This is a genomic window from Falsiroseomonas sp. (genome assembly GCF_030695085.1).
Taxonomy (GTDB): Bacteria; Pseudomonadota; Alphaproteobacteria; order Acetobacterales; family Acetobacteraceae; genus Falsiroseomonas.
This window is the reverse complement of the sequence record NZ_JAUYTS010000002.1, coordinates 1-13,341: the sequence shown is the minus strand read 5'-3', so window position 1 is coordinate 13,341 and position 13,341 is coordinate 1. Positions and strand designations below refer to the sequence as shown.

General features: G+C 69.1%; 12 protein-coding genes. 5 read left to right on the top strand and 7 right to left on the bottom strand.

The window, feature by feature from the left end:
* Positions 1–206: 206 nt before the first annotated feature.
* Both Q8S40_RS00225 and Q8S40_RS00220 read left to right on the top strand, forming a co-directional pair.
* A complete protein-coding gene (locus tag Q8S40_RS00225) occupies positions 207–1,814 on the top strand; it encodes an ABC transporter substrate-binding protein (RefSeq protein WP_305668819.1) in 1,608 nt (535 codons plus the stop codon).
* Between the two features lie 91 nt (positions 1,815–1,905).
* Positions 1,906–3,180 (top strand): FAD-binding oxidoreductase, encoded by a 1,275-nt coding sequence (locus Q8S40_RS00220; RefSeq protein WP_305668818.1) that lies wholly within the window; start codon positions 1,906–1,908, stop codon positions 3,178–3,180.
* A 4-nt stretch (positions 3,181–3,184) separates the two neighbouring features.
* Here the strand turns inward: Q8S40_RS00220 and Q8S40_RS00215 are convergent, their stop codons facing one another.
* From Q8S40_RS00215 to Q8S40_RS00205, 3 genes are read right to left on the bottom strand one after another with little or no spacing between them, the layout of a single operon-like run.
* A complete protein-coding gene (locus tag Q8S40_RS00215; protein WP_305668817.1) occupies positions 3,185–4,153 on the bottom strand; it encodes a tripartite tricarboxylate transporter substrate binding protein in 969 nt (322 codons plus the stop codon).
* A gap of 35 nt (positions 4,154–4,188) precedes the next feature.
* Positions 4,189–5,160, bottom strand: a complete 972-nt coding sequence (locus tag Q8S40_RS00210) for a tripartite tricarboxylate transporter substrate binding protein (protein WP_305668816.1) — start codon at positions 5,158–5,160, stop codon at positions 4,189–4,191.
* A gap of 34 nt (positions 5,161–5,194) precedes the next feature.
* Entirely contained in the window at positions 5,195–6,073 is an 879-nt protein-coding gene (locus Q8S40_RS00205; protein ID WP_305668815.1) for a TauD/TfdA family dioxygenase, read from the bottom strand.
* A 115-nt stretch (positions 6,074–6,188) separates the two neighbouring features.
* Here Q8S40_RS00205 and Q8S40_RS00200 point away from each other — a divergent pair, with 115 nt between their 5' ends.
* A complete protein-coding gene (locus Q8S40_RS00200; RefSeq protein ID WP_305668814.1) occupies positions 6,189–6,956 on the top strand; it encodes an IclR family transcriptional regulator in 768 nt (255 codons plus the stop codon).
* Between the two features lie 66 nt (positions 6,957–7,022).
* Positions 7,023–7,865, top strand: a complete 843-nt coding sequence (locus Q8S40_RS00195; protein WP_305668813.1) for a serine hydrolase — start codon at positions 7,023–7,025, stop codon at positions 7,863–7,865.
* A gap of 18 nt (positions 7,866–7,883) precedes the next feature.
* Here the strand turns inward: Q8S40_RS00195 and Q8S40_RS00190 are convergent, their stop codons facing one another.
* The 4 genes from Q8S40_RS00190 to Q8S40_RS00175 are packed head-to-tail and all read right to left on the bottom strand — an operon-like array spanning position 7,884 to position 12,365.
* On the bottom strand, positions 7,884–9,473 hold the full coding sequence (locus Q8S40_RS00190) for an ABC transporter substrate-binding protein (protein WP_305668812.1): 1,590 nt from the start codon (positions 9,471–9,473) through the stop codon (positions 7,884–7,886).
* Positions 9,474–9,505: 32 nt separating this feature from the next.
* Complete coding sequence (locus Q8S40_RS00185; RefSeq protein ID WP_305668811.1) at positions 9,506–10,615, bottom strand: Ldh family oxidoreductase; 1,110 nt, start codon at positions 10,613–10,615, stop codon at positions 9,506–9,508.
* On the bottom strand, positions 10,615–11,463 hold the full coding sequence (locus tag Q8S40_RS00180) for a fumarylacetoacetate hydrolase family protein (protein WP_305668810.1): 849 nt from the start codon (positions 11,461–11,463) through the stop codon (positions 10,615–10,617). Before Q8S40_RS00180 ends, Q8S40_RS00185 begins: the two co-directional genes overlap by 1 nt.
* The gene (locus Q8S40_RS00175; RefSeq protein WP_305668809.1) at positions 11,460–12,365 is read right to left on the bottom strand and encodes a TauD/TfdA family dioxygenase; all 906 of its coding nucleotides are present in this window, start codon (positions 12,363–12,365) and stop codon (positions 11,460–11,462) included. The genes Q8S40_RS00180 and Q8S40_RS00175 overlap by 4 nt, the downstream gene beginning before the upstream one ends.
* A 153-nt stretch (positions 12,366–12,518) precedes the next feature.
* Here Q8S40_RS00175 and Q8S40_RS00170 point away from each other — a divergent pair.
* On the top strand, positions 12,519–13,341 hold an 823-nt coding region (locus tag Q8S40_RS00170), incomplete at its 3' end, for an IclR family transcriptional regulator (protein WP_305668808.1).

The following is a 13,341-nucleotide window of genomic DNA, read 5'->3' as shown; positions in this document are numbered from 1 at the left end:
GGCGGCGCTCCTTGACCGGCGCCGTATCCCGCACCAACCGAGCGGTCGGTAGTCTGTCGCATAGCGCCTCCGGGCCGCCCGTTGCAAGGCGAATGGCATGGCAACTGCTGGCTTGCGGCAGCAGCGGCGCGCGCATAGTCTCGGGCGACCAACCGATCGGTCGGCATTGAGAAGCGCCGGAATGGCGCCTTGGGAGGATACTGCACATGCGCCACCGGGCCCATCGCAGCAAACGGTTTGGCGCCTTGCGCCATGTGATCGCAGCTCTCACGGCGCTGCCGCTCGGCGCCGGGCTGGCAGCCGCGCAGACCCTCACCATGGGAGTCGGTTCCCCGGTTTCCTCCATCGATCCGCATTACCATCTGCTGCGCAGCAACAGCGAAGTGTCGCAGATGCTGTTCGATACGCTGCTGACCACGGACGCCCAGGCACAGCTTCGGCCCGGCCTGGCCGAGAGCTGGCGGGCGCTCGGTGAGGAAGGGTGGGAGTTCAAGCTGCGGGAGGGCATCCGCTTCCATGACGGCACGCCCTTCACCACGGATGATGTGGCCTTCACGCTGGAACGCATCCCCACCATCACCGGCCCCGGCGCATCCTTCACCACCCATGTCCGTCCGGTCAGCCGCGTGGAGGTGGTGGATGCCCGCACCGTCCGGCTCTACACGCGCGCCCCTTCGCCGCTGCTGCCGGTCTATCTCAGCCAGGTGCCGATGCTGGGGCGCAAGCTGCACGCGAATGCGAATACGGCGGATTTCAACAGCGGCCGCGTCGCCATCGGCACCGGCCCCTTCCGCTTCGGCACCTACACGCCCGGCGACCGGCTGGAGGTGACACGGAATGAGGGCTATTGGGGCGAAAAGCCCGAATGGTCGCGCGTGAACTACCGCATCATCTCGAATGACGGCGCGCGCACCGCGGCCCTGCTCGCCGGCGACGTGGATTTCATCGACCAGATCCCGACCGCCGATCTCGATCGGCTGCGCGGCGACAACCGGTTTCGCGTGGCGGAGACGACCAGCCTGCGCGTCATGTACATCACGCTCGATGCGGAGCGCGCCCCGCCCGTGCCGCAACTTGCCGCGGCGGATGGCAGCGCGCTGGATCGCAACCCGCTCGCGGATATCCGGGTGCGGCAGGCGCTGTCGCTGGCGATAGACCGGCGGATGATCGTGGACCGCGTGATGCAGAGGGCAGCGCTCGCCACCGGCCAGTTCATGCCGCCTGGCGCCTTCAGCCATATCGAGAACCATCCCGTGCCCGCCGCGGATGCCGAGGCGGCGCGACGCCTGCTGGCGGAGGCCGGCTATCCGCAGGGCTTCCAGATGACGCTCGCTGGCTCCAACGACCGCTACATGAACGATTCCCGCGTGGTGCAAGCCGTCGGGCAGATGTGGGCGCGCATCGGCATTCGCACCACGGTGGAGGCGCAACCCTACGCCACCTTCATCGGTCGCGCCACGCGGCGGGAATTCCCTGCTGCGCTGCTGACCTGGGGCAACTCCACCGGCGATGCCTCCGTCCTGCTCAACTCCGTGCTGCGGACCCGTGACCGGGACCGCGGCCACGGCGCCGCCAACCGCACGCATTACAGCAACCCGGAGGTGGACCGCCTGACCGGGGAGGCGGAGCGCGAGATGGATGACGCGAAGCGTGACCGCCTGCTGCAGCAGGCCAGCCTGGCCGCGATCAACGATGTCGCGCTGGTGCCGCTGTACCTGCAGAACGCACAATGGGCGATGCGGCGGGAGCTGACCTACACCGCACGCGCGGATGAACGGAACGAGCCCTCCGCGGTGCGCCGCACGGCCCGCTGAGCCCCGGCTTGCGGCCCGGCAGCCGGCATTGCAGGCTGCCCGGATTGCGCCGGGGGAGAGTGCCGATGTGTCGTTCCGAATGCCTTCAGGCGTGAGCGCCACGCAGGCGGCACCGCCCGGCCGGGTGCTCGTGATCGGTGCCGGGATTGTTGGCCTCGCGCTTGCCTGGCGGCTGCGGCGCGGCGGTGCCACCGTCACGGTGGTGGATGCGGAACCGCCGGGTGAGGGCGGCGCCAGCTTCGGCAATGCCGGCGCGATCAGCGCGAGTTCCGTGGCACCCCTGGCGATGCCGGGCCTGCTGCGGCAGGTGCCGCGTATGCTGCTGGACCCCGCCGCACCGCTGCATGTGCCCGCCGGCTACTGGCTGCGCGCCGCGCCCTGGCTCGCCCGCTTCGTGGCCGCCGCCCGCCCGGCCACCGTGGCCCGCGCAACCGCCGCGCTGGATGCGCTGCTGCATCTGGCGGCGGAACAGCATCAGGCCCTGGCGCGGGAAATCGGCGCGCCGGAGCTGCTGCGCCCGAATGGCCAGCTCTATCTGTACCGGAATGCGACGCAGCTCGCGAAGGACGAGCCGGCCTGGGCGATCCGCACTGCGCATGGCGCGCGGCTGGAGCGCCTGGATCGCGCCGGCATCCTGGCGCTGGAGCCTTCCATCGGCGCAGCCTACCAGCTCGGCATCTTCCTGCCGGACCAGGCGCATTGCGCCTCGCCCCTGCGTTATGTCCGCGCGCTGGCGCAGGCCTTCACGCAGGCAGGCGGAACCATCCTGCGCGACCGTATTGCTGCGCTGACGGTGGCGGATGGTCGCATCACCGGTGCAACTGGCGCGGGCGCGCTGCATCAGGCGGATACGGTGGTGCTGGCCGCTGGCGCCTGGTCCGCGCGGCTGGCGGCACCGCTCGGCTATCGGATCCCGCTGGAGACCCAGCGCGGCTACCATGTGGACCTCATGCAGTCCGGCATCAGCCTGACCCGGCCGGTGATTCCGGCGGACCGCAAGGTGTTCATCACGCCGATGGAGGATGTGCTGCGCGTCGCCGGCACGGTGGAGTTCGGCGGCCTGGACCGCGCGCCGGATGCCGCGCGCGCCGCGCTGCTGTATGACGACCTGGCTGCGGTGTTCCCGGATGCGCAGGTGGCGAAGGCGGATGGTTTCTGGATGGGCCACCGGCCCTGCCTGCCGGATTCCGTGCCGGTGATCGGCCCGGCGCAGCGCGTGCGGGGGTTGTGGTTTGCCTTCGGCCATGGGCATCTCGGCCTCACCGGCTCCGCGCCCACGGCCGAGATGCTGGCCCCCGCCATTCTGGGCCAGCCGACCAATCGCGACCTTGCGCCCTACGCCGCGGAACGCTTCGCCGGAGCGTGAGGCCTCAATCGGCGCGGATACCGGCCTCGGCGATCAGCTTTTCCCATTTCGCCGTCTCATCCGCGACGAATTGGCGTGCCTGTGCGATATTGCGTTCCGCCGCCGGCGGCACCTCGACGCCCAGCTCCACCAGGCGCGCCTGCAGGGCCGGTTCGCCCAGCGCGGCGGTGATCGCGGTTGAGATGGCGGCCAGCGTTGCCTCCGGCGTGCCGGAGGGCGCCAGCACGGCATTCCAGGTGGTGGCCGCGAAGCCGGGAACGGTCTCGGCCACGGTCGGCAGGTCCGGCAGGGCGGAGGAGCGGCGTGGCCCCGTGGTGGCTATGCCGCGCAGATTGCCGCCCCGCACCTGCGCCGCGCCCGTCGCCACGCTGTCCATCACCAGCGCGATGCGCCCGGCGAGCAGATCCACCACGGCAGGCGCCGTGCCGCGATAGGGCACATGCTGGGCCTGCACGCCCGTCATGCTCTTCAGCAACTCCACGCCGAGGTGGGACGATCCGCCGGCGCCGCTGCTGCCATAGTCGCGCGGCCCGGACCGCAGATACTCCAGCAGCCCCGGCACGTCCTGGACCGGGCTGGAGGGCGGCACCATGATGACCTGCGGCACGATGCCCACCAACGCCACCGGCGCGAAATCCGCAACGGGGTCGAAGCTGAGCCGCGCGCCGTGCAGCGCGCGATGCACCGCATGCACCACCGTGGTGAACAGCAGCGTGCTGCCGTCCTTCGGTGCGCGCGCCACCGCCTCCGTGCCGATCACCGCGCCGCCGCCGGCCCGGTTTTCCACCAGCACGCGCTGCGGCAGGCTGGCCGAGAGCCGTTCGGCCAGCAGCCGCGCGACGACATCGGTGGGGCCGCCGGCGGCGTAGGGCACCACCAGCCGGACCGGCCGGTCGGGCCAGGATTGCGCGAGGGCCGGTGTGGCGAGCAGCGGCAGGGCGAGGCCCCCCAGCAAGGTGCGGCGATTGAGCATGCTGTCCTCTCCCTCCTGGCCCTTGATCGCGGCCCTTAGGCGGTGATCTTGGCCGCTTCGATCACCCGGCGCCAGCGGTCCAGGTCGCGTTCCAGGAAGGCGCCGAATTCCGCCGGGGTGGAGCTGGTGACGATGGCGCCGAGCGACTTCAGGCGCTGATTGGTCTCCGGCTTTTCCAGCGAGGCGCGGATCGCCGTGTTGAGCCGGGCCACCACGGGCTCCGGCGTGCCGGCGGGGGCGGCGATGCCGAGGCCCTGGCTGTAATCCTCGAAGCCCGGGAAGCCGATTTCGCGCATCGTCGGCACGTCCGGATAATCCGGGCTGCGTTCGGCGGTGGAAACGCCGAGCGGACGCAGCGTTCCGCGCGCGATGTGGTCCGCCAGGCCGATCATCGGGTAGAACATGAAGGCGACGCGGCCGGCCATCACCTCGGTCAGCGCCGGCGCGTTGCCGCGGAACGGCACATGCGTCATCTCCGTGTTGGACTGCACCGCCAGCAGCGCCGCCGCCAGATGCGCGGAGCCGCCAATGCCGGCGGAGCCATAGGTCAGCTCGCCCGGCTTTGCCTTCGCCGCCGCCACCAGCTCGGCCAGGGTGCGGTAGGGTGTGGAGGCGCCCGTCACCGCGATCAGCGGCAGCACGGCCAGCAGGCCGACCGGTGCGAAATCGCGCAACGGATGGTAGCGCGCATTCGGATTGAGGATGGCGTTCACGCTGTGCGAAAGCGTGGTCACCATCAGCGTGTAGCCATCCGGCTGTTCCCGCGCCACGGCTTCCGTCGCCACCAGCGCATTCGCACCGGTGCGGTTCTCGACGATCACGGATTGCCCGAGGCTGTCCGACATGTCCTGCGCCACGACGCGCGCGATGACATCCGTCGGTCCGCCCGCGGAGAAGCCGACGACAAGCCGGATGGTCCTGCTGGGAAAATTCTGGGCGCGCGCGAGGCTGGGCAGCGCGAGCGCGCCCAGCAGCCCGGCACCGGCCTGGCGCCTGGTGATGTTCATTTTGTTTTCCTCCCTTGTGCCGCGCTGCCCGCCGTCAGGCGGCCAGCTTCGCGTAATCCAGTGTAGCCATCACCTGCACGCGCAGGATGTAGCGTGGCTCATCCGCCCGGTAATCCGCGACGGCGTTGTGGGTGGTGGCGATGTTGTCCCACATCAGCACGTCGCCCGGCGTCCAGCTGTGGGAATACAGGTATTTGTCCTGCGACTGGTGCTTGAACAGGAAGTCCAGCATCGCGTCGCTCTCGGCCGGGTCGAAACCCTCGATGTGCATCGCGTAGCCGGGGTTGCAGTACAGCACGCGGCGGCCGGTGATCGGGTGGGTGCGGAAGATCGGCTGGCTCACCGGCGGCTTGCGGCGGCGCTGTTCTTCCGTCAGCGCCGGGCGGGTCGATCCTGGGCGCTGGCGCATCATCTCCCAGAACTTGTTGAAGTCATGGATGGCGGTGCGGCCTTCCAGGCGCTGCTTCACCTCGGCCGGCAGGTCCTCATAGGCCGCATGCATGTCGAGGAACTGCGTGTCGCCCAGCGGCCTGCCGTTCCGCACCGGCACCTGCTTGGCGTGCAGGATGTTGGCCAGGGCGATCTCGTTGGAATAGCTCATATCCGTATGCCAGCCCTGGCCGGCATCATTGAGCCCGACCGCCTTCCCGTCCTGCACCACATTGGACAGGATCATCACCTCCGGATGGTCCGGCGGGTGAAACATGTTGGCGACGTTGTGCTCCAGCGTGCCGAAGCGGCTGCCGAGCGTGCTGAGCTGCGGGGCTTCCAGCGACTGGTCCGGGGCGCAGAGCACGCCATGGGTGCCGAGTGCGCGGAGCAGCGTGCGAAAATCCGCATCCGTCAGCGGCCGGGCGAGATCCACGCCGCGCACCGTCGCGCCGACACCGCCCGGATTTGCGATGATCTGCATCGGGTCTCCTCCCTCATCTTGGGGGCGAGGCTCCCCGAGCCGCAGCCGCGGGTCAACCGACGTTGCAGTGGGCTGCGGTGATTCCACATATATGAAGTCTTGATGGCCGGAGGCGATGATGGATGCGGTGGTGAAATCCGCGGGCCGGGTGCTGGAGATCTTCGAATTCTTCGCCCACCGCCACGGCCCGGCCACGGTGACGGAGGTCGCCGCGGCGCTCGGCTTCCCGGTCAGCTCCACATCGGTTCTGCTGAAGTCGCTGCTTTCGATGGGCTATCTCGAATACGCGCCGCGCGCCCGGGACTACCAGCCCACCATCCGCTTCGCCGTGCTCGGCACCTGGATCTTCGATCGCTTCTTCGCGGAGGAGGGAGGCATCCCGGGGCTGATGGATGCGCTGCAGGCGGAGACCGGGGAGACGATCGTGCTGGCGATGCAGCATGGCGAATACGTGGACTACATCCGCATCCTGCAGTCCATCCGCCCCGTGCGCTTCCACATCAAGCCCGGCTCGCGGCGGCCGATCTTCCTGCCTGCGGCGGGCAAGGTGCTGCTGGCGCAACAGAGCGATGCCGAAGTTGCGCGGCTGCTGAGGCGGGTCAATGCCGGGCGCGGCGCGGTGCCCGTGGCCGTGGCGCCGCTGCTGGCGGAGCTGGCACAGATCCGCACGCAGGGCCATGCGCGCAGCGAAGGTGCGGTGGTGCCGGATACCATGATGCTGAGCATGGCGCTGCCGGTGACGGAGGGGCACCGGCCACTGGCGGTCGCCGTCAGCGGACCGCTCGCGCGCATGCGGCGCGGCCGGAGCGCCATCCTGCGATTGATGCGCGAGAAGATCGCCGGCCTGCGTCCGCTGGCCGCGGAACTTCCGCAACTTCGCTGACCGGGACTTGCATGACTGGTATCACGCGGCCGCGCCCGCTACGCTGCCGGTGGAGAGGAGACCAACATGCAAGAGCTCGCCACAAGGCTGAAGACGATCGGCGATTCCTATCCCTTCACCACGCGCTGGCACGTCAAGGATGCACGCAGCGGTGCGGAGGCGCATCATGAAGGCGATGTGCCGATGCCCTCTGCCAGCGTGCGGAAGACCTCCATTCTTATGGCCGCGCTGGCCGCCGTGCATGCGGGCAGGTTGCGGCTGGATGACAAGGTCGAGATCGAGGCGCGGCTGCAGAAGGACGTCGCCTCCGGCACCTATCGCTACATGACGCCGGGCTGCGTCATTCCGTTCCGCGACGTGCTGGTGAATATGATGATCACCAGCGACAATGTCTGCACCCAGGCGGTGCTGGAACGGCTGGGGCCGGATACGATGACCGGCTATTGCCAGGGCATCGGCATGACGGGCACCAACCATCGCGGCCTGATCCCGCCGCTCGGCATGGGCTGGGACCATCCGCCAGAGGCGGTGGCCACCACCACGCAATCCGACCAGGTTCTGCTGCTGGATTTGATCCTGCGCGGCACGGAAGATGCGGCGGCCGCGAAGCGGCTTGGCAGCACGCCGGATCTCTGCCGCCTGGCGATGGACATATTGAGCTGGCAGATCCTGCGGAACCTGATTCCGTCGCTGCTGCCCTATGGCACCAAGGTCGCGCACAAGACCGGGCGTGGCCGACGCGGGCGGATGGATGCGGGCATTGTCTTCGATGGCGACAAGCCGCTGTTCATCCTGGCCGCGGCGACGGATTGGGTACCGGAGACGATGCCGGATGGTCTTCCCGGCTTCGCCGCCTCCTTCGCCAGCATCGGCCGCATCGCGCGCGGCTGCTGGGACGGGCTGCGCTAGCGCAGCCCGCCCGCAACCTCAGTTGGCCGGCCGCACATCCTGCGGCCGCGTCCGCTCATCCGTCCGCGGCGTATGGGTGAAGCCCTGGCGCATTGCCCAGACATTGCGTTGCACATGGGTTGGAATGATCGCTTGATCGTCGATCGCCAGGCGCATCGCCTCCTGCAACAGGGCCTCCCGCTTCCCGTCATCCAGTTCACGCATGCCGCGCATCAACAGGGCATCGAATTCCGGGTTGGCGTAGCGGCCGCGATTGACGGCGCCCATGCCGCGCTCCCGATCGAAGCTTGCCAGCACGGACCGCATCCCGGCCGAAGGCTCGCCGGTCGAACTGCCCCAGGAGACCAGGAATGACGAAAACTCCTGGCGCGAGGCGCGGGTGACGAAGCTGGAGAAGGGTTGCACATCGACCGAGGTGCGCACCCCGATGCGCGACCACATCTGCGCCACCGCCTGCACGATGCGGGCATCGTTCGGGTAGCGGTCATTCGGGCCGTGCAGGGTGATGCGGAAACCCTCGGGGTAGCCGGCTTCCGCCAGCAGGCGGCGTGCCGCGGCGGGGTCGGCCGGCGGCGCCGGTGCCAGTTCCGGCACATGGCCAAAGCCGCCCGCCGGCATGAACTGGTTGATCGCCGCCGCATTGCCTTCCATCACCCGGTCGACGATCGCCGCGCGGTCCACCGCGAGCGCCAGTGCCCGGCGCACCCGCACATCCTTCAGCGGGTTGCGCGGCAGCGGCTGGCCGGCATTATCCGTGATGAAGGGCGAAGGCCCATCCCGCATGTGGTCGAAATGCAGATACACCAGACGCAGGCTGTCGATTTCCGAAATCCGGATGTTCTGGTCCCGCCGCATCCGCGCCAGGTCGGCGGTCGGCACCTGGTCGATGAAGTCCACATCGCCCGCGAGCAGGGATGAGGTGCGCGCCGCGGCATTGGTCACCAGGCGGTATTCCACCCGCTGCCACGGCTCCGCCCCGCCCCAATAGCCGTCGTTGCGCTCCAGTTCGATCCGGTCGACAGACCGGCCGCCGATGATGCGGAAGGGGCCGGTGCCGATGGCGAGGCGCCCGGAATTGAAATCCTCCGTGCTGGCGCCTTCATGGATCTTGCGCGACAGCATCGGCACCTGGGACAGGTTCGCCGCCAGCACCGGGTCCGGCCCGCGGGTCCGCAGCCGCACCGTCAGCGGGTCCACCACCTCCACGCCGATGATCGAATGGGTGTAGGTGCGGAAGGAACCGGGGCTGTTCACCACCTTCGGGATGCGGTCGAGGGTGAAGGCCACGTCATCCGCGGTGAAAGGCGTGCCGTCATGGAAGGTCACGCCGGCGCGCAACTTCAGCTCCCACACATCCTCACCCACCGGCCGCCAGCTTTCCGCCAGCGCCGCGACGGGCCGCGAATTCGGGTCCATCTCCATCAGGTTGGAGAAGATGGTGGACGCAAAGGCATTATTGGGGGAGATGTTGTGATAATGCGGGTCCAGCGATGTGACCTGCGCGCCCACCGCCATGCGCAGCGTCTGCGCGCCGGCGGCCTGCACGACCGCACCGGCGCCGAGCATGCAGCCCGCCAGCAGCAGCGTCTTGAGGGTCCTGGTTTTCATCGTTTTTCTCCCTGTTTTCGTTCTTGTCGCGATCAGCCCAGCAGGTAGGCGGCCCCCCCGCGTTCGCAGATGGCGCGGATGTGGCGGTCCAGTGCCGGCGGCACCGGAATGCCATCGCGCAGCCGCCGTGTCCGGGCCGCTTCCTCGGGGTCGCCGGCCACCTGCACCGGGCGTGCCGGGTCGGCGGGCGGCGTGGCGCGCAACACGTCGATGGCCTCATCCAGGTCGTGCTCGAACTCACCCTCCTCGCGGAAGGCTGCGGGGTTCAGCGCCATGAAGAAATGGCCGAGCCCATCCGGGTCCTTCTCCGACTGCGTGCGGTTGCGGATCGGGGAGAAGCTGGCACCAACCAGCGTGCCGCCGAGGATGTGCACCATCATTGCCAGGCCATAGCCCTTGTGGCTCGCCATCTCCGGCGTGCCGCCGAGCGGCGTCAGCCCGCCTTCCGGCCGCTTCAGCACGTAATCATGCGCCAGATGCGGCTCCGTCACGCTGGCGCCGTCGCCATCCATCACCCAGCCCGCCGGCACCGGGCGATCGTTCAATGCGTAGACCTTCACCTTGCCGGCCGCGACCGTGGTGGTCGCCATGTCCAGCACGAAGGGCGGGTTGCGCGCGGCGGGTGCGGCGAAGGCCATCGGGTTGGTGCCGAGCACCGGTACCGCGCCGCCCGTCGGCACCATGGCGATGCCGCGCGTGGCGCTGGTGACCATGCCGACCGCGCCGCGCTTCGCCGCGATGCGCGCATAGACACCGGCCGCGCCGAAATGGTGCGAGTTGCGCACGCCCACCACCGCCACGCCGGTCTGCATGGCCTTGTCCACCGCCAGATTCATGGCGAAGACGGAGACAGGGTGGCCCAGCCCGGCGCCCGCATCCACCAGCGCCGTCGCCGGCCCCTGCCGCACGATGCGCGGCCGCGCCTGGAGGTTCAGCTTGCCTTCCAGATGCCGCGCCTCATAGGTCATCAGCATCGAGATGCCGTGTGAATCGACGCCGAGCAGGTCGGTCTCGACCATCATCTCCGCGGTCGTCGCCGCCAGATCCGCCGCCATGCCCCAGCTGTGCAGGATGGCGAGAATCTGCGCGTGCACACGCTCCGCCGGCACCATCAGCATGGCATCGGCCGTGGCAGTGCTCATCAGCCTTCTTCCTCGATGACGTGGTTCCGCAAGGTGCCGAGCCCGGTGATCTCGACCTCGAACACATCCCCCGCGCGCATCCACAGCGGCGGCGTGCGGCGGGAGCCGACGCCTTCCGGCGTGCCGGTGGCGATGATGTCGCCCGCCTCCAGCCTGGTGATGGCGGAGACATAGGCGAGCAGGGTCGGGATATCGTAGATCAGGTCCCCGGTGGAGCCGTGCTGCACCTGCTTTCCATTCAGGCGCGATGTCAGCGTCAGCTTCGTCACGTCGCCCACCTCATCGGCTGTCACCAGATAGGGGCCGCAGGCGCCAGTGCGGTAGAAATTCTTGCCGGAGGTGGTGGTGTGCTGCTGCCAGTCACGCACGCTGCCATCGGTGAAGCAGGCATAGCCGGCGATGTGGTCGAAGGCGCGGTCCTTCGCGATGTGCCGGCCCGGCTTGCCGATGACCAGCGCGAGTTCACCCTCGTAGTCGAATTGCTCGGACGCCTTGGGCCGCCACAGCGCGGCGCCATGGCCGACCACGGAATCGTTCCAGCGGCTGAAGACACGCGGGAAGGGCGGCGGTGCCCGGCCGGATTCCTCCGCGACATGGGACCGGTAGTTCAGCCCGATGCCGATGATCTTCCGTGCATCCGGCACCACCGGCAGGAAGGTCACGTCCTCCAGCCTGTGATCGACGTCCTTTTCGGCCCGCGCGGCCTCCAGCGCCGGCGTGCCGCCTTCCAGCAGCGCCCGCAGCGTCGGGTAGCGCGAAGCAAGGCGGCGGCCGAGATCGACCACGCCGCCTTCCACCGCGGCGCCGAAGCTGGCGCCGGCGGCGGTCTCGAAGCTCAGCAGCTTCATCGTGCGCTGGCCATGGCGTGCACGGGCAGGAAGCCGGGCTGGAAGACGCGGTCCGCCATCACCTGGCAGCGCTTCATCATGCGCGGCTCATCGGCGCGGTAATCCGGCAGCGCATTGTGCAGCGTGCCGATATTGTCCCAGATCAGCAGGTCACGCTCCGCCCAGACATGGGTGTAGATGAAGCGCGGCTCCAGCTGATGCGCGAACAGCTGTTCCAGCACCTGGTCGCTCTCGGCCTCATTCAGCTCGTTGATCCGAATCGCGTAGCCGGGGTTGCAATACAGCACCTTCCGGCCGGTGATCGGATGCGTCAGGAACACCGGGTGGACGGATGGCGGGCGGCTGGCACGCTGCGCCGCGGTCAGCGGGCCACGGCCGCTGCCCTTGGCCAGCATGCCTTCCCAGAATTTGTTGAAGTCATGCGTCGCCGTCATGCCCTCCAGCCGCCGCTTCAGCGCCGGGTCCAGCGCGTCATAGGCCGCGTGCATGTTGGCGAACAGCGTGTTGCCCAGCGGCTTGCCGTCCCGCTTCGGCACCTTGTGCGCGTTCAGCACGTTCACGAAGCCCATCGTGTCGCGATAGGACATGTCGGTGTGCCAGTCCTGCCCGGCATCGGCGATGCCGATCGGCTTCCCATCCTCGACGATGTTGGAGAGGATACCGACCTCCGGCACCTCCGGATCCTGGAACTTGCCGGTGACGGAGGCCTGGATGCTGCCGAAGCGCGCCGAGAAATCGCGCAGCGCGGCCGGCGCCAGAAGCTGGTCCGGGAAGCGCAGCACGCCATGTTCGCCGAGCGCGCGCAGGATGGCGGCGAAATCCGGTTCGGACATGGGGCGGGACAGGTCGATGCCGGTGATGGTCGCGCCAAGCACATCGCCGGTGGGACGGATGTCGGGCATGGTTTCCTCCTGACCAGTTTTTCGGGTCACGGCGCCCCTGCGGCCTTCTTCCCCGCAGGAGCAACGCCGTTTCCCGTATTTTGGGAAAGTTAGGCATGCGACCCCGTCGCTCGCAACCCCTATTCGGGGTATTCTGCCCGCATGCCCCCCGAAATGCCGCCCGTCGCATCCCCCGAACCGGCCACCGCGCCGCCCTCCGCCAGCGCCCTGGCCGAGGCTCCGGCCGCGCCCCCGGGCAGCCTGGTGCGGATGCTGGAGGTGCTGGACCAGTTCGCGCCGGACCAGCCGGTGATCCGGGTGGATGATCTGCAGGCGCGGCTCGGCTACACGAAATCCACCGCCTATCGGTATGTGAAGGCGCTGTGTGATGCGGGGCTGCTCGCCCAGGCCTCCCAGGGCCGCTACTCGCTCGGCCCCCGCATCGTCGAGCTGGAACGCCTGATGCGGATCGCCGACCCGCTGCTCCAGGCCGGTGAGGCGGTGCTGCCCGATCTGGCGGCGGAAATGCCCAACAGCATGGTCCTGCTGTGCAGCCTGTACCGCGACAAGGTGCTCTGCGTGCACCGGGAGGGGCCGGAGGCGATCGAGGCCGGGGGCGGCCGCATCAGCATCCTGCGCGCCCGCGGCCTGCCACTGCCGCTGTTCCAGGGCGCCGCATCGCTGGCCATCCTGGCCAGCCTGCCCGCGCCGCGCATCCGCGCCCTGTTCATGCAGCGCCAGGCGGAGATGGTGGCGGCGGGGCTGGGGGAGGATTGGCCGGCTGTGCGCCAGCGCCTGGCGGGCATCCGGCGGGATGGCCAGGTCACCACCGTCGGCCGCTTCAACCGCCATCTGGCGGCGGTCGCCGTGCCGGTCCGGTCCCGCGATGGGTCGCAGATTGCCGGCAGCCTCACCCGTATCATGCCGGCGGAGAGCTTTCCGGCGCTGGATGCCGCCCGGCTGGTCCAGCGGCTTCAGGCCGGCGCCAACGAGGTCT